General features: G+C 71.0%; 19 protein-coding genes. 11 read left to right on the top strand and 8 right to left on the bottom strand.

Going from position 1 to position 25856, the window contains the following annotated elements:
• Positions 1-599 (top strand): IPT/TIG domain-containing protein (locus tag SSP29_RS01915; protein WP_174855912.1); only part of this gene is annotated, 599 nt, incomplete at its 5' end.
• A 95-nt stretch (positions 600-694) separates the two neighbouring features.
• Here the strand turns inward: SSP29_RS01915 and SSP29_RS01910 are convergent.
• The 3 genes from SSP29_RS01910 to SSP29_RS01900 all read right to left on the bottom strand — a co-directional run bounded on the left by SSP29_RS01910 (position 695) and on the right by SSP29_RS01900 (position 5224).
• Positions 695-1207: a DUF1990 domain-containing protein gene (locus tag SSP29_RS01910; protein WP_089098680.1), complete on the bottom strand. Its 513-nt coding sequence runs from the start codon at positions 1205-1207 to the stop codon at positions 695-697.
• Positions 1208-1278: 71 nt separating this feature from the next.
• A complete protein-coding gene (locus tag SSP29_RS01905) occupies positions 1279-2925 on the bottom strand; it encodes a M4 family metallopeptidase (protein WP_089098679.1) in 1647 nt (548 codons plus the stop codon).
• A 250-nt stretch (positions 2926-3175) separates the two neighbouring features.
• The gene (locus tag SSP29_RS01900) at positions 3176-5224 is read right to left on the bottom strand and encodes a M4 family metallopeptidase (protein WP_089098678.1); all 2049 of its coding nucleotides are present in this window, start codon (positions 5222-5224) and stop codon (positions 3176-3178) included.
• A 458-nt stretch (positions 5225-5682) separates the two neighbouring features.
• On the opposite strand from SSP29_RS01900, the gene SSP29_RS01895 reads away from it, so the two are divergent.
• Together SSP29_RS01895 and SSP29_RS01890 are read left to right on the top strand one after the other, a co-directional pair.
• On the top strand, positions 5683-7119 hold the full coding sequence (locus SSP29_RS01895; RefSeq protein WP_089098677.1) for an ammonium transporter: 1437 nt from the start codon (positions 5683-5685) through the stop codon (positions 7117-7119).
• Between the two features lie 55 nt (positions 7120-7174).
• On the top strand, positions 7175-7510 hold the full coding sequence (locus SSP29_RS01890) for a P-II family nitrogen regulator (RefSeq protein WP_089098676.1): 336 nt from the start codon (positions 7175-7177) through the stop codon (positions 7508-7510).
• A gap of 39 nt (positions 7511-7549) precedes the next feature.
• On the opposite strand, the gene SSP29_RS01885 is transcribed toward SSP29_RS01890, so the two are convergent.
• From SSP29_RS01885 to SSP29_RS01870, 4 genes are read right to left on the bottom strand one after another with little or no spacing between them, the layout of a single operon-like run.
• On the bottom strand, positions 7550-9289 hold the full coding sequence (locus SSP29_RS01885) for an ABC transporter ATP-binding protein (protein ID WP_089098675.1): 1740 nt from the start codon (positions 9287-9289) through the stop codon (positions 7550-7552).
• Complete coding sequence (locus SSP29_RS01880) at positions 9286-11118, bottom strand: ABC transporter transmembrane domain-containing protein (RefSeq protein ID WP_089098674.1); 1833 nt, start codon at positions 11116-11118, stop codon at positions 9286-9288. Before SSP29_RS01880 ends, SSP29_RS01885 begins: the two co-directional genes overlap by 4 nt.
• A 30-nt stretch (positions 11119-11148) precedes the next feature.
• Entirely contained in the window at positions 11149-13032 is a 1884-nt protein-coding gene (locus tag SSP29_RS01875; protein WP_089098673.1) for an ABC transporter ATP-binding protein, read from the bottom strand.
• Entirely contained in the window at positions 13029-14954 is a 1926-nt protein-coding gene (locus SSP29_RS01870; RefSeq protein ID WP_089098672.1) for an ABC transporter ATP-binding protein, read from the bottom strand. Before SSP29_RS01870 ends, SSP29_RS01875 begins: the two co-directional genes overlap by 4 nt.
• A gap of 192 nt (positions 14955-15146) precedes the next feature.
• On the opposite strand from SSP29_RS01870, the gene SSP29_RS01865 reads away from it, so the two are divergent.
• The 5 genes from SSP29_RS01865 to SSP29_RS01845 are packed head-to-tail and all read left to right on the top strand — an operon-like array spanning position 15147 to position 19647.
• Positions 15147-16055, top strand: a complete 909-nt coding sequence (locus SSP29_RS01865) for an ABC transporter ATP-binding protein (protein ID WP_167449837.1) — start codon at positions 15147-15149, stop codon at positions 16053-16055.
• Positions 16052-16786, top strand: coding sequence for an ABC transporter permease (locus SSP29_RS01860; protein WP_089098670.1), 735 nt, complete (start codon positions 16052-16054; stop codon positions 16784-16786). The genes SSP29_RS01865 and SSP29_RS01860 overlap by 4 nt, the downstream gene beginning before the upstream one ends.
• Before the next feature lie 25 nt (positions 16787-16811).
• A complete protein-coding gene (locus tag SSP29_RS01855; protein WP_089098669.1) occupies positions 16812-18056 on the top strand; it encodes a sensor histidine kinase in 1245 nt (414 codons plus the stop codon).
• Positions 18046-18690, top strand: coding sequence for a response regulator (locus SSP29_RS01850; RefSeq protein ID WP_089098668.1), 645 nt, complete (start codon positions 18046-18048; stop codon positions 18688-18690). Before SSP29_RS01855 ends, SSP29_RS01850 begins: the two co-directional genes overlap by 11 nt.
• A 39-nt stretch (positions 18691-18729) precedes the next feature.
• Positions 18730-19647, top strand: a complete 918-nt coding sequence (locus tag SSP29_RS01845) for a dihydropteroate synthase (RefSeq protein ID WP_089098667.1) — start codon at positions 18730-18732, stop codon at positions 19645-19647.
• A gap of 110 nt (positions 19648-19757) precedes the next feature.
• Here SSP29_RS01845 and glgX read toward each other — a convergent pair whose 3' ends face one another.
• Positions 19758-22007, bottom strand: coding sequence for a glycogen debranching protein GlgX (glgX, locus tag SSP29_RS01840; protein WP_438363770.1), 2250 nt, complete (start codon positions 22005-22007; stop codon positions 19758-19760).
• A gap of 242 nt (positions 22008-22249) precedes the next feature.
• Between glgX and SSP29_RS01835 the strand changes: the two genes are divergently transcribed.
• From SSP29_RS01835 to SSP29_RS01825, 3 genes are all read left to right on the top strand, one after another.
• Complete coding sequence (locus SSP29_RS01835; RefSeq protein WP_089098666.1) at positions 22250-23485, top strand: L,D-transpeptidase; 1236 nt, start codon at positions 22250-22252, stop codon at positions 23483-23485.
• A gap of 214 nt (positions 23486-23699) precedes the next feature.
• The gene (locus tag SSP29_RS01830; protein ID WP_089098665.1) at positions 23700-24884 is read left to right on the top strand and encodes a L,D-transpeptidase; all 1185 of its coding nucleotides are present in this window, start codon (positions 23700-23702) and stop codon (positions 24882-24884) included.
• Between the two features lie 113 nt (positions 24885-24997).
• Positions 24998-25765 (top strand): enoyl-CoA hydratase/isomerase family protein, encoded by a 768-nt coding sequence (locus SSP29_RS01825; RefSeq protein WP_089098664.1) that lies wholly within the window; start codon positions 24998-25000, stop codon positions 25763-25765.
• The last annotated feature ends 91 nt before the right edge of the window (positions 25766-25856 follow it).

Raw genomic sequence — 25856 nt, 5'->3', positions numbered from 1 at the left:
CCGTCACCGCCCCCGCAGGGCCACCGTCCGCGGTGAACGTGACCGTGACCACGCCGGGGGGCACCAGTAACCCCCTGCCGTACATCTACGTCGCCGCCCCCGTCGTCATCGACGTGGAGCCGCACTCCGGTCCGGAGTCCGGCGGTACCAGCGTCGTCATCACCGGCAGCGGCCTGGCCCTCGCCACCGCCGTCGACTTCGGCGCGAACCCCGCCACCAGCTTCACGGTGGTCTCCGACAGTCAGGTGACGGCGATCGCCCCTGCCGGAACCGGCACGGTCGTGGTCACCGTGACCACACCCGGCGGCACCAGCACCTTGGGCCCGGGCAACCCGTACTTCACATACCTGGGCACCCCCACGATCACGGTTCTCATCCCGAACGAGGGCTCGACGTCGGGCGGTGACTCCGTCACCATCAGCGGCTCCAACCTCACCTTCACCGACTCCGTGACCTTCGGAGGAATCCCGGCCGCGTTCGTCGTGTTCTCGGACAGCGTCGTCGTCGCGACGGCTCCGGCCCACGCGGCCGGAACGGTCGGCGTCCAAGTCCACACCCCGGCCGGCAACAGCAACGCCGTCCCCTTCACCTACATCTGACCCACACGGTGAGCGGGCAGGGACAACCGGCCGAGCGGCAGGCCGCGGCCCCGCACGGCGATCTCTTCGCGGCGCCGACGGACGTGAAACGCCGGTCAGTCCTCGGCCGACTCTGCGCACAGTCTCCTGAGCACCGCCCCGCACCTCCGCGCATACGCGTGCTGCAGCCCCCGGGTCGCCGCGCCGCCCGCGCGGGCGTACCACTTGGCGGGTCTGCTGAAGGCCGCGACCGTGAGCCAGACCGTGCCGTCGCCGGTGCGGTCGACGACGAAGGCCTCCTCGCCGGATTCGGGGTGGCCGGTGAGGGTGCCGTAGGCCCAGCCGGCGCGGCGCGACTCCTCGGCCGTCCAGACGATGCGGCAGGGGGCCTTGATGAGGCCGGCCAGGGTGACGGTGACGTCGACGCCGGGGGCCGCGCGGTCGGCGGTGGCGTCGATGCCCACGCCGAGGGCGCGGTGGAGTTCCCAGGTGAGGACCGCCTCGGCGGCCCGGTGGAAGACTTCCTGGCCCTCGCCTATGCGCGTGCGCACGTGCAGCGGGTGGAAGCCCGGCGGGCAGGCGGCGAGGCTCTCGCGAGTGGCGCCGACCGCCTCGTACGTGAAGGACATGGGAGAGAGCGTAGGGCGGGCCCCCGGGACGCCTTCTCCCCGGGGGCCCGCCTGTACCGCTGGGGGCGGGGTCAGCTGACGTTGACCGCCGTCCAGGCCGCCGCCACCGCGTTGTACTCGGTGGAGCCGGAGCCGTACAGCGCGGCCGCCGCGGACAGCGTGCCGGTGCGGGCCGACTTGTAGTTGGTGGTCGACGTGAAGTACGTCGTCAGCGCCTTGTACCAGATCTGCAGCGCCTTGTCCCGGCCGATGCCGGTGACCGTGGAGCCGTTGTAGGTCGGGGAGTTGTAGGACACCCCGTTGATCGTCTTCGCGCCGCTGCCCTCGGACAGCAGGTAGAAGAAGTGGTTGGCGACGCCCGACGAGTAGTGCACGTCGAGGTTGCCGACCGAGGAGGACCAGTAGTTGGCGGAGCCGCCGTCCTTGCTGGGCTGGTCCATGTAGCGCAGCGGGGAGCCGTCGCCGTTGATGTCGATCTTCTCGCCGATGAGGTAGTCACCGGGGTCGGAGGCGTTGTTGGCGTAGAACTCGACACCCGTGCCGAAGATGTCCGAGGTGGCCTCGTTGAGGCCGCCGGACTCGCCGCTGTAGTTGAGGCCGGCGGTGTTGGCGGTGACGCCGTGGCTCATCTCGTGGCCGGCCACGTCCAGCGAGGTCAGCGGGTGGGTGTTGCTGGAGCCGTCGCCGTAGGTCATGCAGAAGCAGCTGTCGTCCCAGAACGCGTTCACGTAGGAGCTGCCGTAGTGGACGCGGGAGTAGGCGCCGACACCGTCGTTCTTGATGCCGCTGCGGCCGAAGGTGTTCTTGTAGAAGTCCCAGGTCTCCTGCGCGCCGTAGGCGGCGTCGGCGGCCGCGGTCACGTCGGTGGTGGAGCTGGAAGCGGCGCCGGTGCCCCAGGTGTTGGTGGTGTTGGTGAACAGGGTGCCGGTGCCGGAGCTCGTGGTGTGCTTCAGGTTGTACGTCTTGTGGCTGCCGCGGGAGGCGTCGGTCAGCGAGTACGTCGTGCCCGACAGCGTGGTGGTGAGGCTGACCGTGCCGGAGTACAGCGTCTTGCCGGTACCGGTGGCGTTCTCGATGCCCTGGTACTCGAAGAGCTTCTTGCCGGTGGCCGCGTCGGTGATGACGTGCAGCTGGTTGGGGGTGCCGTCGTCCTGGAAGCCGCCGACGATGGTCTCGTAGGCGAGGACGGGGGTGCCGTGGCCGGCCCAGATGACCTTGCGGGCGCCGTCGGCCGCGGACTTGGTGGAGCCCAGCGTCCTGGCGGCGGTGAGGGCCGCCTTCTCCGCCTTGGCGACGGTGAGCTGCGGCTTCAGGGAGGCCACCTTGATGGTCGCCTTGGTCGCCTTGGTGACGCCCTCGGTCTTGCCGGCCTTGGAGGTGTGCACGACGATGTCGCCGCCGAGGACGGGCAGGCCCGCGTAGGTGCGCTCGTAGCGCGTGTGGACGGTGCCGTCGACGTCCTTCACGACATCCTTGACGACCAGCTTCTCCTTGGTGCCGAGGCCTATCTGCTTGGCCGTCTCGGCGACGTTCGCGTCCGCCTTCTTGATCAGGGCGGTGCGGGCGGAGTTGGAGAGCAGCGTGGGGGCGGCGGCCAGCGGCTTCTTGTCGACGGCCGAGGCGTTCGCGGTCATACCTGTGGTCAGGAGGGCGCCGGCGGCGACAGCGGTGGCGATGGCGAGCGTCGTGCGCTTGTGACGCGCGTAGAGGGGGCTCACTCAAGCTCCTTCATGGTGTGGGGAGTCCGGGCGGAGTGGGGTTACCGGCCCGGCTGTGGGGATGTGAAGTTGCTGTGCTGTGCGACGGGTGATGGAAGAGTGACATCAAGGTCGCGTACATGTCAGGACCCTGAAGTGATGTTGGCCGAAAAGCAGGTGTTGGGTGAACGTTGCGGGCATGTAAAACGGGCGCCGCCCGAGGGGAGGATCCCCCCGGACGGCGCCCGTTGCCCGGCTCTGTTACCTGCGGTTAGGGGAAGGTCAGCTTCCACCCGTTGATCGTGCCGACGTCCTGCGCGGCCTGGTCCTGGACCTTCAACTGCCAGGTGCCATTGGCCGATTCGGATGAGGCGTTCACCGTGTAGGTGTCCGTCACGTTGTCCGCCGAGTCGGACGAGCTGAAGTTCTTCAGGCGGTACGACGTCCCGGACGGACCGACGAGGTCGATCACCAGGTCGCCACGCCACGTGTGGCTGATATTCGGCGTTACCTGCAAGTTGCTCGGCGCGTTGCCGGTCCGGCCGGAGACCGTGATCGACGAGGTGACCGCGGGCCCGTTGTCCGGAATCGACACAGGCGTGTTGCTCTCGTACGAGGTGCCCGTACCGCCACCGCCGCCGCCGGAGCGCGCGCCGACCGCCACGGCCGCCCAGGCGTCCTGCACCGCCTTGTACTCGGTGCTGGTGGTGCCGTACAGCTCGCCCGCCGCCGCGAGGGTGCCGGTGCGGGCGGCCGCGTAGTTGGTGGTCGAGGTGAACTTGGTGGTGAGCGCCCGGTACCAGATCTGCAGCGCCTTGTCCCGGCCGATGCCGGTGACCGGAAGGCCGTCCGACGTGGGCGAGTTGTAGCTGACGCCGTTGATGACCTTGGCGCCGCTGCCCTCGCTCAGCAGGTAGAAGAAGTGGTTGGCGACGCCGGACGAGTAGTGCACGTCGAGGTTGCCGACGCCGGAGTACCAGCTGTCCGCGGAGCCGCCGTCCTTGCTCGGCTTGTCCATGTAGCGCAGCGGGGTGCCGTCGCCGTTGATGTTGATCTTCTCGCCGATGAGGTAGTCGCCGACGTCGGTCGAGTTGGCCGCGTAGAACTCCACGCCGGTGCCGAAGATGTCCGAGGTGGCCTCGTTGAGGCCGCCGGACTCGCCGCTGTAGTTGAGGCCGGCGGTGTTGGCGGTGACGCCGTGGCTCATCTCGTGGCCGGCCACGTCGAGGGCGGTCAGCGGGTCCGCGTTGCCGGAGCCGTCGCCGTAGGTCATGCAGAAGCAGCCGTCGTCCCAGAAGGCGTTCACGTACGAGTTGCCGTAGTGGACGCGGGAGTAGGCGCCGACGCCGTTGTTCTTGATGCCGCTGCGGCCGAAGGTGTTCTTGTAGAAGTCCCAGGTCTCGGCGGCCCCGTAGTGCGCGTCGGCACCCGCGGTGGCGGCGTTCGACGTGGTGCTGTTGCCCCAGGTGTTGCTCGACTGCGAGAACAGCGTGCCGGTGCCCGAGGTGCCGTGGTTCAGGTTGTACGTCTTGTGGCCGCCGCGGTCGCCGTCGGTCAGGTTGTACGTCGAACCCGACTGGGTCGTCGACAGCGACACCGTCCCGCTGTACTGGGTGTTGCCGGTGCCGGTGACGTTCTCGATGCCCTGGTACTGGAAGAGCTTCTTGCCGGTGGCGGCATCGGTGATGACGTGCAGCTGGTTGGGGGTGCCGTCGTCCTGGAAGCCGCCGACGATGGTCTCGTAGGCGAGGACGGGGGTGCCGTGGCCGGCCCAGATGACCTTGCGGGCGCCGTCGGCCGCGGACTTGGTGGAACCCAGCGTCCTGGCGGCGGCGAGGGCCGTCTTCTCGGCGCTCGCCGCGCTCTTGGCCGGGGTCAGGTCGGCGACCTTGAGCGTGGCGTTGTTCGCCTTGACGACCCGCTCGGTGGCGCCCGACTTGGCGGTGTCGACGACCAGGTCGCCGCCGAGCACCGGCAGACCGGCGTAGGTGCGCTCGTAGCGGGTGTGCAGGGTGCCGTCGGCGTCCTTCACGACGTCCTTGACGACCAGCTTCTCCTTGGCGCCGAGGCCTATCGCCTTGGCGGTGGCGGCCCGTTCGCCGCTCGCGTCGCGGAGCAGTTCCGCGCGCTGCGAGGGGGAGAGCCTGACGGCCGCGTGGGCCGGGTTGACCCGGCCGAGCTGCGGGGCGGCCGGGGCGGCGCTGGCGGCGCCCGACTGGGCGGCCGCGGCGATCAGGGCGGTGACGCCCGCGAGGGCCACCGCTGCGGTGCGGCGGTACGTGCTGTGGGGGGTGCGTCTGCGAGAGGAAGTGCTGCTCAACACTGACTCCTTCTGCGTGGCCGCGGGTCACACGGCCAGGGGAGATCCGGACGGCGGGTGGGCCGGCCGGGCAGAACTGGGCGAAGCGCGGAACCGTGTGCGTGTGCAGTACCGGACTCGACAGCGGCGGCGGGGGTGAAGCTGTGGGGTTGCTGTGAGTCGGCCGTGGGAAGAGTGGCAGCAGAAAACGCCACCTGTCAGGACCGCGTCAGAAATTTGGCCGGAAATCGTTCGTTGACCGGATGTTCACGTCCGGTATGCGAACCGTTGTCGGGTGCGGTCCGAGCAGGGGGTGTCGTAAAACCCTCGTAAGTCCGAGGGGAAAGCCCGGTATGTGAGGGGAAGTTTGCGGGCGCGACATGCCCCCGGAACCACGGAGCAACACCAACGGGCGGATCCTGCCGTGCAATTCGGCGGTCTGCCGGACCGCCGCTCCCAGGAGGGGAGTTGACGGTGCAGTGATTCCTTATCCGAGTTGGCTGGACGCCGGGGACAACGCCTGGCAGCTCGTCGCCGCGACCCTGGTCGGGCTCATGAGCATTCCCGGCATCGCGATTCTTTACGGCGGTCTGGTCCAGCGCAAGTGGGTCGTGAACACCATGTTCATGGCCTTCACCGGCTTCTCGCTGGTGCTGGTGGGCTGGGTGCTGTGGGAGTTCAAGATGGGCTTCGGGGAGCCCCTGAACGCGCACTGGCCCGGGATCCTCGGTGCCTTCGTCGGCCGCCCCGGCACCATCGTCGGCTCGGCGAGCGAACAGCAGCAGGCCTACATCCCGCTCGTCAACGGCAACGACCTGATGCCGAGCTTCCACTTCCCGCAGTCCACGCTCGCCTACTTCCACTTCGCGTTCGCGGCGATCACACCCCTGCTCTTCATGGGCAGCGTCATCGGCCGCATGAACATCCGCGCCTGGCTGCTCTTCGTCCCGCTCTGGTCCACCCTCGTCTACACCGTCAACGCCTTCCTCCTGTGGGGCGGCGGCTGGTGGGCCGGCAAGGGCGCCCTCGACTACTCCGGCGGATACGTCATCCACCTCGCCGCCGGCACCTCCGGCTTCGTGGCCGCCGCCGTGATCGGCCCCCGCCTCGCCAAGGACCGCGCGCACGGCGTCCCCAACAACCTGCCCATGGTCGCGGTCGGCGCCGGCATCCTCTGGCTCGGCTGGAACGGCTTCAACGGCGGCGACATGTACTTCGGCGGCCACAACGCGGCCGCCGCCGTCCTCAACACCAACCTCTGCACGGCCGTCGCGCTGCTGGTCTGGGTCCTGTGGGACATGTTCGCCGGACCGCAGCGCAAACCGACCTTCCTCGGCGCGATCAACGGCATGATCGTCGGTCTCGTCGCCATCACCCCGGCGGCCGGGTTCGTCACCGGCATCGGCGCGATCTACATCGGCATCATCTCGTCGTCGATCGTCTGGCTCGCCTGGACCTACCTCCCGAGGATCAAGCCCTTCTCCAAGGTCGACGACGCGCTCGGCGTCGTCTACACCCACGGCATCGCGGGCCTGGCCGGCGGCATGCTCGTCGGCATCTTCGCCGACCCGGCCATGGCGGTGTACCTCAACAAGGACGGCTCCACCGCCTGGTCCACCAGCGGCTGGCTCTACGGCAACCTCGACCAGCTGTGGAAGCAGGCGGGCGCGGCCGGCACGGTCATCGTCTACGACGCCGTGATGACCTTCCTGATCCTCAGGGCCATCGGCCTGTTCGTGAAACTCCGGGCGCCGGACGCCGTCCTGGAGAGCGGCGACCTCGCCGTCCACGACGAGGAGGCCTACCCGGCGGAGACCGCGACGGCGGCCGGGGCGGAGCCGGTGGGGGTGGCCGCGGCGAGCGCCGCCGCACCGGCACCGACACAGGAGAAGGAGCGTGAGCCGGACTCCGGCTGAGGCGGCGGGAGTCGAGGACCGGAAGCCGTAGTAGCTGCCAGGCGAAGGGTTTTCCGTGAAACTCATCACCGCGGTCCTCCCCCCGCACCGCGTCCCCGACGTGATGAAGGCACTGCAGTCCTTCGGGGTACGGGGTGTGACCGTGACGGAGGTGCAGGCCTACACGCCCCGCCGGGTCCGGGTGGAGATCTACCGGGGCACCGAGTACCGCGTGGACCTCAGCCCGCAGCTCCGCCTCGACATCCTCACCCTCGACTTCGACGCCGCCGACCTGGTCCGCGTCATCCGTGCCGCGGGCGGCCGCGGCACGGGCGGCGGGACGGTGTGGGTGACGCCGGTGGAGGAGGTGGTCCGCATCAGGACGCGGGAGCGGGGGCCGGACGCCCTGTGAGGAGGGACGCCCGGTGCGGAGGGGAGCGGCGCGGGTGCCTCAGGAGGGGTCTCCGTGCCAGGTCGCCCACAGCGCCGCGTACGCCCCGCCCGCCGCCACCAGCTCCTCGTGCGTGCCGAGTTCGGTGAGGAGACCGTCCTCCATCACCGCCACCCGGTCGGCGTCATGGGCGGTGTGCAGCCGATGGGCGATGGCGATGACCGTACGGCCTTCGAGTACGGCCGCCAGGGCGCGCTCGGTGTGCCGGGCGGTGGTCGGGTCCAGCAGCGCGGTCGCCTCGTCCAGGATCAGCGTGTGCGGGTCGGCCAGCACCACCCGGGCCAGCGCGAGCTGCTGGGCCCGGGAGCCGTCGGTGGCCGTGCCGCCCGTGCCGAGCCGGGTGTCCAGGCCGTCGGGCAGGCCGCGCACCCAGTCGTCGGCGCCGACGGCGGTCAGCGCCGCCCACAGGTCGGCGTCGGCCGCGGCCGGTTCGGCGATCAGCAGGTTGTCCCGGACCGTGCCGAGGAAGACGTGATGCTCCTGGGTGACCAGGACGACCTGGCGGCGCAGCCGCTCCGGTTCCAGCCCCGCGATCGGCACCCCGCCCACGGTCACCGTGCCCGACCCGGGCGCGTCGACACCCGCCAGCAGCCGGCTCAGCGTCGACTTCCCGGCGCCGGACGGCCCGACCACCGCGAGCCGCTCCCCGGGCCGCACCGTGAGGTCCACCCCGCGCAGCACCTCACCGCCGCGTTCGTAGGCGTACCGCACCTGGCGCACGTCGATCCGGTCGTCCGCCGGAGCGGGTGCCCCGCCGTCCGCCGCCGCCCGCGGAGCCTGTGCCAGCCCCTCCACCCGCGCGAACGAGGCACCGCTGGACTGCAGTTGCTCCACCCGCATCAGGATCTGGTCCAGCGGCTCGGTGAACTGCCGCAGATACAGCGCCGCCGACACCACCACGCCGACGCCCGCGTGCAGCAGCCCGCCGACCAGCAGCATCCCGGCCACCGGCACCGTGTACGACACCTCGACCGCCGGGAAGAACACCGTCCGCAGCCGCAGGGTGTAGAACCGGGCCTTCCGGTTGGTCTCCAGGGCGTCCCGGCTCGCCTTGATCCGCTGCTCCTGGAGCCGGAACGCCTCCACGGTGCGGGCGCCCGTCACCGTCGCCGTGACGATCTCCGCGACGCCGGAGGTGGTGGCCCCCTCGGCGAGATAGCCGTCCCGGGCCCGGCGCAGATACCAGCGCAGCGCGATCCAGATCGGGGTCATCCCGAGCACTCCGAACGCGGCCAGCACCGGGTCCAGGACGAACACCGCGCCCATCACGAACAGCGCCTGCACCGTGTTGACCAGCAGTTCGGGCCCGGCGTCCCGCAGGGTGGTGCCGACGGTGCTCACGTCGCCCGTGCCGCGCGCGGTCAGGTCGCCGGTGCCGGCCCGCTCCACGACCGACGCGGGCAGCGCCAGCGCCCGGTCCACGAACTCCTCGCGGACCCGGGTCAGGGTGCGCTCGCCGAAGCGGTGGCCGAGGTAGCGCGCGGAGCGGGCGAGCAGCAGCTGGGCGAGGGAGCAGAGCAGGATCCACCGGGCGAGGTGGTCCACGGCGCCCACCCCGTGGCCGGCCCGTACCTCGTCCACGATCCGGCCGACCAGCCAGGGGCCGGCGAGGCCGGTGGCGGCGGCCGCCGCGTTCAGCAGCAGGGCGGCGGCGAAGGCCCCGCGGTCCGCCGCCACCAGGCGGAGGGTGGCCCGGCGTACGTCGGCGCGGCCGGCGACCGGAAGTTGGCTCGTCGTCACCTGGCGACCTCCTCCTCTTCCGTGTCCCTGGCCACGAGGGCGCGGTAGCCGGGTTCGTACTCCAGCAGTCCCTCGTGGGTGCCGGTCGCGGCGACCTTGCCGTCGACCAGGAAGATCACCTCGTCGGCGTGGGCCAGCACCAGGGGCGAGGTGGTGGTGAGGAGGGTGGTGCGGCCGTCGCGTGCGGTGCGGAGGCGCTCCGCTACGAGGGCCTCGGTGTGGGCGTCGAGGGCGGAGGTGGGTTCCACGGCGAGGAGGACCTCGGGGTCGGCGAGGAGGGCGCGGGCCAGGCGGATGCGTTGGCGTTGGCCGCCGGAGAGGTTGCGGGCCTGGGCGTCGATCCGGGAGTCGAGGCCGTGGGGGAGGGCCTGGACGATGTCGTTGGCCGCGGCGGCGTGGAGGGCGTGGGTTGTTTGCGCGTCGGGGGGTGCGGCGGGGGGTGCGTCGGCGGGTGCGGCGCCGTTGTGGCTGGTCGCGCAGTTCCCCGCGCCCCTATGGGGCGCGTCGGAACCGCGCATTTGATGTGGCCCCGCGCCCCTATGGGGCGCGCTCACGCCGCCCCCGATCGAATCGCGCAGGGTGTCGGCGAACAGATCGGCGTCGTTGTCGGCCACCAGGATGCGGGCGCGTACCTCCGGCAGGGGTACGGCGTCCAGCCGTACCCCTCCCCACGTCACGTCCGACGGGGTGTACCGGCCCAGGCGGTCCACCACCGCTCCCGTCTCCGTCGGGGCGGCGCTCACCAGGGCTGTCAGGCGGCGCGGGCGGAGACGTACTCCCGATTCCGGGTCGTGCAGGACGGCCGGCTCGGCCGGGGCCTGTGCGGTGCCCTCGTCCGGGGGCGGCTCGTGGCGCAGCAGGCGTACGACCCTGCGTGCGGCGACCACGCCCCGGCTCAGCTGGTAGCCCATGTCGAGGAGGAAGGCCACCGGGCCGACCAGGACCGCCACATAGCCGTACACCGACACCAGCTGGCCCACCGTGATGTCGCCCTGCGCGGCCATCCGGGCCGCGATCCAGGTGACCACCGCCAGGAACACCGTCGGCAGCCCCATGCCCAGCGCCTGGACCCAGCTGGCCACCGCGCCCACCCGGTAGCCCTGGGCGCGCAGGTGCTGGGAGTCACGGCGGAAGGCGTCCGCGAACAGGCCCTTGCCGCCGAGGCCGTTGAGGACGCGGAGGCCGCCCGCGAGGTCGCCGATGCGGGCCGTGAGCACGCTCTGGCGCTCCCGGTACTCGGTCTCCCTGCCCTGCAGCCGCCGGGCCAGCGGGCCCGCGAGGAGGGCCACCACCGGCACTCCGAGCAGCACCACGCCGGTCAGCAGGGGCGAGATCGTCATGAGGAGGCCGGCCACCACCGCGTACACGACGACCGCGCCCACCCCGGGGCCGACGACGGTCAGCGCCTGGGCGATGGTGTGCACGTCGCCGACGCCGATCGTGACGACCTCCCCGGCGTCGGCCCGGCGCGGCAGCTCGGCGCCGAGCCGTACCGCCTGCCCGACGAGCACCTTGATGGTGCGGAAGTAGGCGTCCATCCGTACCCGGGTCATCGTGCGGTGGCGCATGATGCTGATCCAGGCGTTGACCGCCCCGAGGACGAAGATCGCCGCCGACCAGCCGGCCAGCACCGCCATATGACCCGGCACCAGGCCGTCGTCCACGGCCCGGGCCATCATGTACGGCGTCCCGGCCATCAGCGTCAGCCAGGCACTGCCCAGCAGCGCCCCGGCCAGCGAGCGGCCCGGCTGGCAGGCCACCAGCCACCACAGATAGGACCAGCCGCCACGCGTGTCGGGCGTGCCCGGATCCTCGTACGCGTCGATCACCCGACGACCCCCGTTCTCTCGGCCTGTCGGCTAGGCCAGACTGTCCCGCCACGCGCGGTGCAGGTCCGCGAACCGGCCCGTACCAGCGATGAGTTCGGCCGGGCGGCCGTCCTCGACGATGCGGCCGTGCTCCATCACCAGCACCCGGTCGGCGATCTCCACGGTGGACAGCCGGTGTGCGATCACCACCGCCGTACGGCCCTTGAGCACGGTCGACATCGCGCGCTGCACGGCCCGTTCGCCGGGGATGTCCAGGGAACTGGTCGCCTCGTCGAGGATCAGCACCGCCGGGTCGGCGAGCAAGGCGCGTGCGAACGCGACCAGTTGGCGCTGCCCCGCCGAAATGCGCCCGCCGCGCTTGCGGACGTCCGTGTCGTAGCCGTCGGGCAGTGCGGCGATGAACTCGTGGGCGCCGATCGCCTTGGCCGCCTGCTCGATGTCCTCACGGGTGGCGTCCGGCCGGCCGATGGCGATGTTCTCGGCGACCGTGCCGGAGAACAGGAACGCCTCCTGGGTGACCATCACGACCCCGCGCCGCAGTTCGGGCACGGTCAGTTCGCGCAGGTCCACACCGTCGAGGAGGACCCGGCCGTCGGACGGGTCGTAGAAACGGGCGAGCAGTTTGGCGAGCGTCGACTTGCCGGCGCCGGTGGAGCCGACGACCGCGACCGTCTGCCCGGCCGGGAGGCCGAGGTCGAAGGTGGGCAGCACCTCGCCGCCGGTGCGGTAGGCGAAGCGGACACCGTCGAAGACGGCCTCGCGGCCGGGGAGTTCGGTCGGGAGCGGAGGCAGTTCCCTGGGGACCGAGGGCTCCGGCACGGACGGGGTCTGGGCCAGCAGGCCCGCGATCTTCTCCAGCGAGGCGGACGCCGACTGGTACGAGTTGAGGAACATGCCGAGGCGGTCGATCGGGTCGTACAGCCGCCGCAGGTAGAGAACGGCCGCGGCGAGGACACCCAGCTCCAGCGAGCCGGACGCCACCCGGTAGGCGCCCCACAGCACGATCACCGCGACCGAGGTGTTGGCGACCAGCCGGGAGCCGACCACGTACCGCGCCATCTCCAGGAGCGCGTCGCCGTTCGTCCGCTCGTGGCGGTGGTTCAGTACGGCGAACTCGGCGTCGTTGGCGGCCTCCCGGCGGAACGCGCGCACCGGGCGGATGCCGTTCATCGTCTCCACGAACTTCACGATGACCGCCGCGATCGCCGTGGACCGCGCCTTGTACACCCGCACCGCGCGCCGCTGGTACAGCCGCACGAGCAGGTACAGCGGAACGAAGCTCGCCACCGCGACCGCGCCGAGGCCCAGGTCCAGCCAGAGCAGCATCGCCGAGATGTAGAGGAAGGAGAGGATGACCGTGATCAGCTCCTGGAGGCCCTCGGCCAGGAGCTCGCGGAGCGACTCGACGTCCGTGGTGGAGCGGGAGATGAGGCGGCCGGACGTGTAGCGCTCGTGGAAGTCGATGCTCAGGGCCTGCGCGTGGCGGAAGATGCGGCCGCGCAGGTCGAGGAGGACGTCCTGGTTGACGCGGGCGGACGCCCGGACGAACGCGTACTGGAGGCCGCCGGAGAGCAGCGCGCTCAGACCGTAGCCGACCGCGACCGCGATCAGCGGGCCGTGGTCGTGACGGCGGAACGCCGGTACGGCCGTGTCGATGGCGTACGCCACCAGCAGCGGGCCCGCCTGGATCGCCGCCTGCTGGAGCAGCAGCAGGAGCGTGGTCACGGCGACCCGGGCCTTCATGGGGGCGAGAAGCGAGCGCAGCAGGGTGGCCGTGGCGCCGGGCGGGGTGGGCAGGACGTCGCGGTCGAAGGGGTCGTCGGCGGCCGGTTGGGTCGAGTCGGTGGCTTCGGCCGGATCCCGTCGGGGGCGTTCGTCCTCGTCGGGGGCGGGCAGGGAGGTGGCGGCGGTCATCGGCGGTGATCCTCCCCGGACATCAGGTGGGCGTACTCGGCGTTGGTGCGCAGCAGTTCGTGGTGGGTGCCGACGGCGGTGACCCGGCCGCCGGAGAGCAGGGCGACGCGGTCGGCGAGCAGGACGGTGGAGGGGCGGTGGGCGACGATCAGCGCGGTGGTGTCCGCGAGTACGTCGCGCAGGGCGGCCTCGACGGCGGCCTCCGTGTGCACGTCCAGGGCGGAGAGCGGGTCGTCGAGCACGAGGAAGCGGGGCCGGCCGACGACCGCCCGCGCGAGCGCGAGGCGCTGCCGCTGGCCGCCGGAGAGGCTGAGGCCCTGCTCGCCGACCTGGGTGCCGGTGCCCTGGGGGAGGGCGTGCGCGAAGTCGGCCTGAGCGACGGCGAGGGCACGGGCCAGCTCGGGCTCGCCGGCGCCGTCCTCGGCTCCCATGAGCACGTTCTCGCCGACGGAGGCGGAGAAGAGGGTGGGTTCCTCGAAGGCCATGGCCACCAGGGAGCGGAGTTCCTCACGGGGCATCGCGGTGATGTCCCGGCCGTCCAGGGTGATCCGGCCCGAGGTGGCCTCGTGCAGGCGGGGGATGAGGGCGGTGAGGGTGGTCTTGCCGCTGCCGGTGGCGCCGACGAGGGCCATGGACTCGCCCGGGCGGATGTGGAGGTCGATGTGAGCGAGGGTGGGGGCAGAGTCGGGGGCGGCGTCGGGGTAGCGGAACTGCACGTTCTCGAAGCGGATGCCGTCGGGTTCGGGAGCCGAGGGGAGGGGGCCGTCGTCGGCTGCGGGCCGGTGGGGGTTGACCGCGCCCGCGCGGCGGAGCCGCATATTGTCTCGCCCCGCGCCCCTTTCGGGGCGCTTCAGCGCAGCGCCCCAAAGGGGCGCGGGGAACTGCGCGACCAGCCCCGACGCACCCGCACTCGACAACGAATCGGCGCCCTCCTCCAACGCGTCCCGCACCTCGAAGTACCGCTCGGTGGCCGTCGCCGCCTCCTGGCTCATCGCCAGCAGGAAGCCGATCGACTCCACCGGCCATCTCAGTGCGAGGGCCGTCGACAGGAACGCCACCAGCGTCCCCGCGCTCAGTTCGTGCTCCGCGACCTGGATCGAACCCCACAGCAGTGCCGCCCCGATCGCCACCTCCGGCAGGGTCACGATGACGCCCCAGATCATCGCCAGCATGTGCGCCTTGCGCAGCTCCGTGCCCCGCAGGGTCCGTACCAGTTCGCGGAAGGCGCGGGCCTGGCTGCGGTGGCGGCCGAAGCCCTTGATGATGCGGATGCCGAGCACGCTCTCCTCGACCACCGTGGTGATGTCGCCGACCTGGTCCTGGGCGAGCCGGGCCACGTCCGCGTACCGGTTCTCGAAGATCACGCACGTCCAGACCACGGGGATCGTGGGGCCGAGGATGACCAGGCCCAGCGTCCAGTCCTGCGCCAGCATGATCAGCACGCCGACGAGGATCGTCACCCCGTTGACCAGCAGGAAGGTCAGCGGGAAGGCGAGGAACATGCGGAGCAGCATCAGGTCGGTGGTGGCCCGGGAGAGCAGCTGGCCGGAGGCCCAGCGGTCGTGGAAGGCGACCGGCAGGCGCTGGAGATGGCCGTACAGGTCCGCGCGCATCCCCGCCTCGACATGCGAGAGCGGTCTGGCCACCAGCCAGCGGCGCAGGCCGAAGAGCAGTGCCTCCGCGATGCCGAGCAGCAGCAGGTACAGCGCGCCGAGCCAGACCCCGGCCGGGTCGCGGTCGGCCACCGGGCCGTCCACCATCCACTTGAGGACGAGGGGGATCACGAGCCCCGTACAGGAGGCGACGATCGCCACGAGCGCGGCGACGGACAGCCGTATCCGCACCGGCCGTACGTACGGCCACAGGCGCAGCAGGGTGCGGACGGCGGAGCGTTCCTTGGTGGTTGCACGTGTCGGAGGCATCAGGGGCGAGCCTACGGACCGGCACTGACAACGCCCACCGAGTTTTGGCCGGACCGGAATCGGCCGCTGGACCTACGACCAGCAGGTTCGAGCGGTCGTACAGCTGGATCCGCGGCATCGGCCGATCGGTTGATGCCGGCTCCAGCGGGGCGGGCGATGTGGCGGACCCGGGCCGGACGGGACCCTCGGAGCATGCCAACCGTCATCGAAATGACAGACCTGCGGAAGTCGTACGGCGGCCGGGCCGTCGTCGACGGGGTGAGTCTCGCCGTCGAGGAGGGCGAGATCTTCGGGATCCTCGGGCCGAACGGCGCCGGCAAGACCACCACCGTGGAGTGCGTGGAGGGGCTGCGGGTGCCGGACGGGGGAAGGGTGCGGGTCACCGGGCTCGACCCCGTCGCCGACCACGACAAGGTCGCCCGCGTCCTCGGCGCCCAGCTCCAGGAGAGCGAGCTGCAGCCCAAGCTCACCGTCCGCGAGGCCCTTGAGCTGTACGCCTCCTTCTACCCGAGCCCGCTCGACTGGGCGCCGCTCGCCGAGCGCCTCGGGCTCACCGGCAAGCTCGCCACCCGGTTCGGCAAGCTGTCGGGCGGGCAGAAGCAACGCCTGTTCATCGCGCTGGCGTTGATCGGGAACCCGCGGGTCGTCGTCCTCGACGAACTGACCACCGGGCTCGACCCGCGGGCCCGGCGGGACACCTGGAAGCTGATCGAGGACGTCCGGGACCGCGGGGTCACCGTCCTGCTCGTCACCCACTTCATGGAGGAGGCGCAGCGGCTCTGCGACCGGATCGCGGTGATCGACAAGGGACGGGTGGCCGCCCTCGACACCCCGGCCGGGCTGATCCGCCGCAGCGCCGGCGCCACCGTCATCACCTTCACCCCGTCCGCCCCCCTGGACGACCACGACCTCGCCGCCCTCCCGGCCCTCGCCGCCATCGAGCGCAAGGACGGCCGGATCACGCTCTCCGGCACCGACGAGACCGTCAACGCCGTCATCACCCTGCTCGCCCGCAACCGCATCACCGCCCACCAGCTCCGGGTCGTGGACGCGACCCTCGACGACGCGTTCCTGGACCTGACGAAGGAGGAAGCAGCATGAACACCGCCGTCCTGCGCACCGAGTTCCGGCTGTTCCGCCGCGAACCGGGCGCCGTCTTCTGGGTCTTCCTGTTCCCGACCCTGCTTCTGGTGATCCTCGGCTCGATCCCCTCCTTCCGGGAGGCCGACAAGTCCCTGGGCGGGCTGCGCCCGGTCGACGCGTACGTTCCCATCGCCGTCCTGATCGCCCTGATCATGTCCGGGGTGCAGACCCTGCCCCAGGCGCTCACCGGCCACCGGGAGCGGGGCATCCTGCGCCGGATGCGGCTCACGCCCGTACGGCCCTCCGCGCTGCTGTCCGCGCAGATGGTGGTGCAGGGCACGGTCGCGCTGGGTTCGGCACTGCTCGCGCTCCTCGTCGGCCGGCTCGCCTTCGACGTACGACTGCCCAAGCAGCCGGGCGGGTACCTGCTGGCGCTGCTGCTCGCGGCCGCGGCCGCCCTCGCCCTCGGCTCCGTCGTCTCGTCGCTGTCCCGCACCACGAAGATCGCGGGCGCGATCGGCTCGGCGGTGTTCTTCCCGATGTTGTTCTGCGCGGGCGTGTGGATCCCGGTGCGGGAGATGCCGCACGCCATGGCCCGGGTCGTCCAGTTGACCCCGTTCGGCGCGGCCGCCCGCGCCCTGGACCGGGCCGCCGCCGGACAGTGGCCCGGCTGGGAGCACCTGGGCGTGCTCGCCCTCTGGACGGTCCTGCTGACGGCGGGTGCCGCCCGCTGGTTCCGCTGGGAGTAGGCGGCCGGCCGTGCAGACTGAGGACATGACCGCGGAGGACAGCCAGATCGAACGGCGCTGGGAGCAACTGCACACCTGGGGGCCGTACGGGTTCCTCGGCATCAGCATCGTCCTCGGGGTCGTCTCCGCCGACCCCCACACCGCCCAGGCCAAGTGGGCCACCGCCTGGTCCCTGGTCGGCGCCGCGGTCGTACTCCAACTGTGGTGGCACGCCACCGGGTTCCGCCGCCCCGACCGCGGCCGTACGCCCTCCCCGGCCGGGACGGCGTACTACGTGGTCCGCTGGGCCCTCGCCTTCGTGCTTGCCTGGCTCAGCCCGTTCTTCGCGTTCTACGCGGCTACCGGCTACATGGACGCCGACGAGCTGCTGCCGCGCCGGTGGCGGCGGCTCGGGCTGCTGGCGAGCGCGGTCACCGTGGCCGGTGCGCAGACGGGCGGGATGCCGTTCCGAAACGTGCTGCAGTGGCTCCTCTTCGCCGTGCTGCTGGCCGCCAACTCCGCACTCCAGGTGGGGATCGCCCATCTCAACGACCAGGAGAAACAGCGGTCCCGCGAGCGCACCGAGACCATCGCCGCCCTGCGCCAGGCCCTGGACGAGAACGCGGCCCTGCACGGCCAGCTCCTGGTCCAGGCGCGGGAGGCCGGGGTCGCCGACGAGCGCCGCCGCCTCGCCGCCGAGATCCACGACACCATCGCCCAGGGGCTGGCCGGGATCATCGCCCAGCTCCAGGTCGTCACCAACACCCCCGATCCGGCGGTGGCCGAGGAGCACGTGGGCCGCGCCCTGGCGCTGGCCCGGCACAGCCTGGGGGAGGCCCGCCGCTCCGTGCACAACCTGGCCCCGGTCGCCCTGGAGCACGACGGGCTGCCCGAGGCGTTGCAGAAGACGGTCGCCGAATGGGGCGAACGGACCGCCATACGAGCCGAGTTCACCCTCACCGGCACCGCCGAGCAACTCCACGAGGAGGTCGCGGCCACCCTGCTGCGCATCGTCCAGGAGGCACTCTCCAACGCCGCCCGGCACGCGCACGCCACCCGCGTCGGCGTCACCCTCTCCTACCTGGGCGACGAGGTCATCCTGGACATCCGCGACGACGGCACCGGCTTCGACCTGTGTGCCGTACCCGCCCGCAGCCGGGCCGGCGGCTTCGGCCTGGACGGCATGCGGGCCCGCGCCGAACGCATCGCCGGCTCCCTCACCGTGGAGTCCGAACCGGGGCTCGGCACCGCCCTGTCGGCGCGCGTACCGTTGGTCCGCCATGACAACTGAGCCCCCGATCTCGCTGCTCGTCGTCGACGACCACCCCGTCGTCCGCGACGGCCTGCGCGGCATGTTCGAGTCCGCCCCCGGCTTCACGGTCCTCGGCGAGGCGGCGAACGGCGCCGAAGCTGTCACCCTCGCCGGTCGTCTCGACCCCGACGTGATCCTCATGGACCTCCGCATGCCGGGCGGCGGCGGAGTCGACGCCATCCGCGAACTCACCCGACGCGGCGCCCGCGCCCAGGTCCTGGTCCTCACCACCTACGACACCGACTCCGACACCCTCCCCGCGATCGAGGCGGGCGCGACCGGCTACCTGCTCAAGGACGCCCCCCGCGAGGAGCTCTTCACCGCCGTCCGCGCCGCCGCCCAGGGCCGTACCGTCCTCTCCCCGGCCGTCGCCTCCCGCCTCGTCTCCGCCGTCCGCGCACCCACTGCCCCCGCCAACGAGCCTCTCTCCACCCGCGAACGCGAAGTCCTGGCCCTCGTCGCCCGGGGCACCTCCAACCGCGAGATCGCCCGCGAACTCTTCATCAGCGAGGCCACGGTGAAGACCCACCTCACCCACCTGTACACCAAGCTGGGCGTCAACGACCGTGCGGCGGCGGTGGCTACGGGGTACCAGCGGGGGATTCTGGGCTAGCGCGGTGCATCTCCGGCGGTCGTACAGGAATGAGGTCGGATGATTTCCCTTGCCCATTTGACAGATCTCGCGCGGCGATTCGAGGGTGATCTTTCCTTACCCGTCGAACCACTTCGAGTGGGGGATCGGGAAATCGATGTCGACACCACCCCCGCCATCATGGGATGCATCAACCTCTCTCAGGACTCCACCTATCGAGAGAGCGTCGCGACCTCGACCGAGTCCGCCGTCAGGAAAGGTCGCATCCTCGCGGCGCAAGGCGCCGATATCGTCGACATCGGCGCCGAGTCAAGCAATCCCCGCACTGGGCAGGTCTCCGCGCAGGAACAGGTGGCCGCCCTGGTGCCGGTCGTGAAAGGGCTCGCCTCGGAAGGTATCGCCGTATCGATCGAGACCTACGAGCCCGCCGTCGCCCGGTCGTGCCTGGACGCGGGGGCGCTCCTGATCAATTACTCCGGCGGTCTGGCATCGGACGGTGAGATGTTCCCCATGCTGGCCGACCATGAAGCGACAGTTGTCCTGTGCCATGTAGAGGGGAAGAACTCCCGGGACGTGCGCGCCAAGGGCATCGACCAAGACCCCATCCCCAGGATGCTCGACTACTTCGAGAGACGTGTGGATCACGCTCGCTCGGCCGGGGTCGATCGAATCGTCATCGACCCCGGGATCGGCTTCTCTCACGACAGACACATATCCGCTGATGCCCGTGTTCACTATCAGGGCCGTGCCCTCTTGAACACGTTCCGGCTTCGACGGCTAGGTCTTCCCATCTGCCATGCCTTGCCGCATGCCTTCAGCCTCTTCGAGGATGAGTTCCGCACCGCCGAAGGCTTCTTCACGGTTCTGGCGCATCTGGGGGGAACGGGCGTCTACCGTACTCACGAAGTTCCTCGGATAAGGGCGGTACTGGCTGCTCTCCGAGCACTCGGCCCTCAATCCTTCGCGCCCAGGGCCTGACCAGGGGAGAGGTCGGCCCCGGCGACGGCGGTGACCGCGCCGCCGCCGATGAGACCACCGAAGGTGCGACGGGATGGCTCAGCCATGGCACGGGATATCTCAACGTTGCCTCAGCTAACCACTCTCAGGAAGAGCACCGCCCGCCCCGGGACCGTGATCACCGTCCCCGCCTCGTGCACCACCCCCGGCTCCGCGTCCTGTTCCTCCAGTGAGGTGTCCACGAGCACCTCGTAGCGCTCCGCCCATGGCGGGCCCGGCAGCAGGAACTCGGCGGGGCGGGCGCCGGCGTGCAGGACGGTCAGGAAGCTGTCGTCGAGGACGGGGGCGCCGCGTTCGTCGCGGCCGGGGATGTCCCGGCCGGAGAGGTACATGCCGAGGGTGGCGGCGGGCGCGTACCAGTCGCCCGCGGTCATCTCCTCACCGCGGGCCGTGAACCAGGCCAGGTCGCGCAGGCCGTCCGCCGAGTGCGCGCGGCCGGAGAAGAAGGCGCGGCGGCGCAGCACCGGGTGGCGGTGGCGGAGCCGGATGAGGCGGGAGGTGAGGTCGAACAGCGGTCGCCAGGCGGGGTCGTCCAGCAGGCTCCAGTCCAGCCAGCTGATCTCGTTGTCCTGGCAGTAGGCGTTGTTGTTGCCGCGCTGGGTGCGGCCCAGTTCGTCGCCGGCGACCAGCATCGGGACACCCGTCGAGAGGAGAAGAGTGGTGAGGAGGTTCCGCAACTGGCGTCGACGCAGGGCCCGTACGCCCTCGTCGGCCGTCTCGCCCTCCGCGCCGCAGTTCCAGGAGCGGTTGTCGCCGGAGCCGTCCCGGTTGTTCTCGCCGTTGGCCTCGTTGTGCTTGTGCTCGTACGACACCAGGTCGCGCAGGGTGTAACCGTCGTGCGCGGTGATGAAGTTGACGGAGGCGTAGGGGCGGCGGCCGCCCCAGGCGTAGAGGTCGCTGGAGCCGGACAGGCGGTAGCCGAGGTCGCGCACGTCCGGCAGGGCGCCGCGCCAGAAGTCGCGGACGGCGTCGCGGTAGCGGTCGTTCCACTCGGTCCACAGGGGCGGGAAGGCGCCGACCTGGTAGCCGCCGGAGCCCACGTCCCACGGCTCGGCGATCAGCTTCACCCGGCGCAGCACCGGGTCCTGGGCGATCACGGCGAGGAAGGGGGAGAGCATGTCGACGTCGTGCATCGAGCGGGCCAGCGCGGCCGCCAGGTCGAAGCGGAAGCCGTCCACGCCCATTTCCGTGACCCAGTAGCGGAGGGAGTCGGTGATGAGGCGCAGCACGTGCGGGCGGACCACGTGCAGGGTGTTGCCACAGCCGGTGTAGTCGGCGAAGCGGCGGGCGTCGTGGTCCTGGAGGCGGTAGTAGCCCCGGTTGTCGATGCCCTTCAGGGAGAGCGTCGGGCCCAGCTCGCCCGCCTCCGCCGTGTGGTTGTAGACCACGTCGAGGATGACCTCGATCCCGGCCGCGTGCAGCGCCCGCACCATCCGCTTGAACTCGCCGACCTGCTGGCCCGTCGTCCCGGAGGCGGCGTAGGCCGCGTGCGGGGCGAAGTAGCCGACGGAGTTGTAGCCCCAGTAGTTCTTCAGGCCGCGCCGCAGCAGGTGGTCCTCGTGCGCGAACTGGTGGACGGGGAGCAGCTCCACGGCCGTCACGCCCAGCTTGACCAGGTGCTCGATCGCGGCCGGGTGGGCCAGTCCGGCATAGGTGCCGCGCAGCTCCTGCGGTATCCCGGGATGCAGTCTGGTGAATCCCCGCACGTGCAGCTCGTAGATGACGGAGTCCGCCCACGGCGTCTTCGGGCGGTGGTCGTCGGACCAGTCGTCGTCATCGTGGACGACCACGCCCTTCGGAACGTACGGCGCCGAGTCGCGGTCGTCGCGGACGGTGTCGGCGACCTGTTGGTCCGGCCAGTCCCGCACATGCCCGTACACCTCGGACGGCAGCGCGAACTCGCCGTCCACCGCCCGGGCGTACGGGTCCAGGAGCAGCTTCGCCGGGTTCCAGCGGGCGCCGGTCCACGGGTCCCAGCGGCCGTCGACCCGGTAGCCGTACCGCTGCCCCGGCAGCACACCGGGGACGAACCCGTGCCAGATCTCGTGCGTGAGTTCGGTCAGCGGGATACGGGTCTCCCGCCCCTGCTCGTCGAAGATGCACAGCCGGACCGCCTCCGCGCCCGCCGCCCACAGCGCGAAGTTGGTGCCCGCCACCCCGTCCGGGCCCACCCGGAACCGGGCGCCGAGCGGTGTCGACGCCCCCGGCCACGCCGACGGGACGGGGAGCGGCGTCCCGTTCACCCCGGGGCCGTCCACCGCGGGGCCGTCGACCCTCGGGGCCCGCGCCCGTGCCCCCTGCTGCTCGGCTGCGCTCGTCACCTGTCGGCCCCTTATTCGTGTCCCGCGGCTCGCCGACCACCGGGGCGCACGCACCCGCGCCCGAGCAGCCGACGGCGCCCGGACTCCCGGTCCCGGGCACGGTCGGCGGCTCGCTACGGACGTGCCCGCGACGGCTCTCGCGGGCACGGCGGCTCCCCAGCTCGTCGTCCTTCCCTCTGTTCTGCCCAGTGCCGGCGTCGCACTCACGTTTCCCAGGGGCATGCCCGCTCGTTGAGCCGCATGTGAGGCATGCAAAAGGGCGCGCACGGCGCGCGGGGGCCGCGTTGGCGGCGGTACTGACATGGGCGGCACTGCTCGCGGGAGCCGCCGGCTGCTCCTCGGACGACACGGGCGGGCTCGGCCTCGACCACGTCCTCGGAGCCAAACCCCCGGCCCCCGAGGACGTCATCCGCATCTCCCCGGACGACGGCACCAAGGCCGTACGGCCCGGCGACCGGCTGACGGTACGGGTGCCCCACGGCCACCTGGAGTCCGTCAACGTCGTCAGGTCCCAGGACGCCCAGGACTCCCCGGTCCCCGGGCACATCGGCCCGGACGGCACGACCTGGCGGCCCGACGACCCGAAACTCGCGCTCGCCGCCAAGTACACGGTCGACGCGGTCGCCCGGGACGGCGAGGGCCACCGCTCCGCCCGCCACACCACCTTCACCACGCTCGTCCCCGACGAACGCTTCATCGGATACGTCTCCCCGGAGAACCGGGCCACCGTCGGCACCGGCATGATCGTCTCCCTCGCCTTCAGCCGCGAGATCGAGGACCGCGCCGCCGTCGAACGCGCCGTCCAGGTCACCGCCAAGCCCGCGGTCGAGATCCGCCCGCACTGGTTCGGCAAGAACCGCCTCGACTTCCGCCCCGAGCACTACTGGCAGCCCGGCACGGTCGTCACCGTCGGCCTCGGGCTCCGCGACGTCGAGGGCGCCCGCGGTGTCTACGGCCTCCAGTACAAGACGTTCACCTTCACCATCGGCCGCAGCCAGGTCTCCCTCGTGGACGCGGCCGCCCACACCATGCAGGTCCGCCGGGACGGCGCACTGCTCGCCACCGTGCCGATCACCGCGGGGGCGCCCGAGCACACCACCTACAACGGGAAGATGGTGGTGATGGAGATGCACGACGTGACCCGCATGAACAGCCGCACGGTCGGCTTCGGCGGCGAGTACGACATCCCCGACGTCCCGCACGCCCTCAAACTCACCGACTCGGGCACCTTCCTGCACGGCAACTACTGGGCGCCGGACGCCCCCGGCCACGTCAACGTCAGCCACGGCTGCGTGGGTCTGCGCGACGTGAAGGGCGGCAGCTCGGACACGCCCGCGGGCTGGTTCTACGACCGCAGCCTGATCGGGGACGTGGTCGAAGTCGTCAACAGTAAGGACAAAACGGTCTCTCCCGACAACGGCCTCGGAGGGTGGAACATGGGATGGAAGGAGTGGAAGGCGGGCAGCACGCTCAAGTAGCCAGGTGGGGGGCGGGCCGGTGGGGGGCGAGAAGTTGCGACGCAACGGTGACATTCGCCCAACACCAAGCTCAAAACCCTGCGGTTACTATGCGCCAGATGCGCGCGCCTGACGCGCCGGGGTGGGCCTGACCAGGCCCTGGGAGGGGAGAACCACTTTGAACGAGCGGCCGATATCGGGGGCGTCGGTTCGGGGGACGCGGCGGAAGCAGGGGATGGCGGTCGTCGCCGGCGTCCTGCTCATGGCCGTCACCGCCTGCGGTGGCGGCTCCTCCTCCGGCAAGGGGACGGACGAGGGCAACGCCAAGGCCAAGGACTCCACCACCCAGGCGAGCAAGCAGTCCGTGGCCACCGTCAGCATCAGCCCCAAGTCCGGTGCGACCGGCGTGGACACCAGCGGCGCGCTCAAGGTCAGCGCCGCCAAGGGCAAGCTGACCGACGTCGAGGTCAAGGACGCCAAGGGCAAGGAGATAGCCGGGGCGATCGCCGCCGACGGCGCCAGCTGGACGCCCTCGACGCACCTCGCCAACTCCACGAAGTACACGGTGCACGCGGTCGCGAAGGACGCCGAGGGCCGTGAGTCGGCGGAGGACTCCAGCTTCACGACGCTGACCCCGAAGAACACGTTCATCGGCTACTTCACGCCGGAGGACGGTTCCACGGTCGGCGTCGGTATGCCGTTCTCCGTCCACTTCACCCGGGGCATCACCGACCCGGCCGCGGTCGAGAAGGCGATCACCATCAAGACCGAGCCGGCGGTCGACGTCGAAGGCCACTGGTTCGGCAACGACCGCCTCGACTTCCGCCCCGAGAACTACTGGAAGTCCGGCACGAAGGTCACCGTCTCCCTCAACCTCAACGGCGTCGAGGGCCGTGACGGGGTGTACGGCGAGCAGGCCAAGACCGTGAAGTTCACGATCGGCCGTAACCAGGTGTCGATCGTCGACGCCAAGAAGCACACGATGAAGGTCATGCAGGACGGCAAGGTCGTGAAGACCCTCGCGGTCACGACCGGCAAGCCGGGCTACGACACGTGGAACGGCCAGATGGTCATCAGCGAGAAGCTGCGCGTGACACGCATGAACGGCGAGACGGTCGGCTACGGCGGCGAGTACGACATCAAGGACGTGCCGGACGCGATGCGGCTGACCACGTCGGGGACGTTCATCCACGGCAACTATTGGGGCGGCGACGCGTTCGGCAACTACAACGCGAGCCACGGGTGCGTCGGCCTCCGGGACATCCGGGGTGGGGGTGACCGGGGGTTGCCTGCTGCCTGGTTCTTCGATCACTCGATCGTCGGGGACGTGGTGACCGTGAAGCACTCCAATGACCAGACGGTTTCGCCTGACAACGGGCTCAACGGGTGGAACATGTCTTGGAAGGCGTGGACTGCGTAGTCGGTTGTCTGCGGGTGCGTGGGGGCTGGTCGCGCCCACGCGGCGGAGCCGCATATCGATACAGCCCCGCGCCCCTATCGGGGCGCTGATGAACCGGCGTTAACCTGCTGGGCATGACTGTGACCCTCGAAGTCTCCGAAGGCGTCGGCACTCTCCGCCTCGACCGTCCGCCGATGAACGCGCTCGACGTCGCCACCCAGGATCGGATCAAGGAGCTGGCGGGAGAGGCCGCCCGTCGTGAAGACGTTCGTGCCGTCGTCATCTATGGCGGCGAGAAGGTCTTCGCGGCGGGAGCCGACATCAAGGAAATGCAGAACATGGACCATGCCGCCATGGTTCTGCGCTCCCGTGACCTCCAGGACTCCTTCACCGCCGTCGCCCGGATTCCCAAGCCGGTCGTCGCCGCCGTCACCGGCTACGCGCTCGGCGGCGGTTGCGAGCTCGCCCTCTGCGCGGACTATCGCATCGCCGCCGACAACGCCAAGCTCGGGCAGCCCGAGATCCTGCTCGGGCTGATCCCGGGGGCCGGCGGTACCCAGCGGCTGCCCCGGCTGATCGGTCCGTCCAAGGCCAAGGACCTGATCTTCACTGGCCGTATGGTCAAGGCGGACGAGGCGCTCGCCATCGGCCTCGTCGACCGGGTCGTACCCGCTGCCGACGTCTACACCGAGGCGCACGCCTGGGCGGCGAAACTGGCGCAGGGTCCGGCGATCGCGCTGCGGGCCGCCAAGGAGGCGATCGACACCGGCGTCGAGACCGACCTGGAGACGGGGCTCGCCGTCGAACGGAACTGGTTCGCCGGGCTGTTCGCCACCGAGGACCGGGAGCGCGGGATGCGGAGCTTCGTGGAAGAGGGGCCGGGCAAGGCCAAGTTCCTGTGATCTTCGCCCTGCTGTGAATGCCCCCGAACCACTTGCAATTGACGCGGTGTCTGATTCCAGGTCCCCCGATGGGGCGGATTATGAGAGCCTT

Origin of the sequence: Streptomyces hyaluromycini, from assembly GCF_002217755.1 — a bacterium.
Taxonomy (GTDB): Bacteria; Actinomycetota; Actinomycetes; order Streptomycetales; family Streptomycetaceae; genus Streptomyces; species Streptomyces hyaluromycini.
This window is presented reverse-complemented; position numbering and strand designations above follow the sequence as displayed.

Coding starts and splice junctions, on each gene's coding strand:
- SSP29_RS01845 (WP_089098667.1), top strand. CDS start 18,730: ATGATTTCCCTTGCCCATTTGACAGATCTCGCGCGGCGATTCGAGGGT.
- SSP29_RS01875 (WP_089098673.1), bottom strand. CDS start 13,032: ATGACCGCCGCCACCTCCCTGCCCGCCCCCGACGAGGACGAACGCCCC.
- SSP29_RS01825 (WP_089098664.1), top strand. CDS start 24,998: ATGACTGTGACCCTCGAAGTCTCCGAAGGCGTCGGCACTCTCCGCCTC.
- SSP29_RS01850 (WP_089098668.1), top strand. CDS start 18,046: ATGACAACTGAGCCCCCGATCTCGCTGCTCGTCGTCGACGACCACCCC.
- SSP29_RS01865 (WP_167449837.1), top strand. CDS start 15,147: ATGCCAACCGTCATCGAAATGACAGACCTGCGGAAGTCGTACGGCGGC.
- SSP29_RS01870 (WP_089098672.1), bottom strand. CDS start 14,954: ATGCCTCCGACACGTGCAACCACCAAGGAACGCTCCGCCGTCCGCACC.
- SSP29_RS01860 (WP_089098670.1), top strand. CDS start 16,052: ATGAACACCGCCGTCCTGCGCACCGAGTTCCGGCTGTTCCGCCGCGAA.
- SSP29_RS01830 (WP_089098665.1), top strand. CDS start 23,700: ATGGCGGTCGTCGCCGGCGTCCTGCTCATGGCCGTCACCGCCTGCGGT.
- SSP29_RS01910 (WP_089098680.1), bottom strand. CDS start 1,207: ATGTCCTTCACGTACGAGGCGGTCGGCGCCACTCGCGAGAGCCTCGCC.
- SSP29_RS01855 (WP_089098669.1), top strand. CDS start 16,812: ATGACCGCGGAGGACAGCCAGATCGAACGGCGCTGGGAGCAACTGCAC.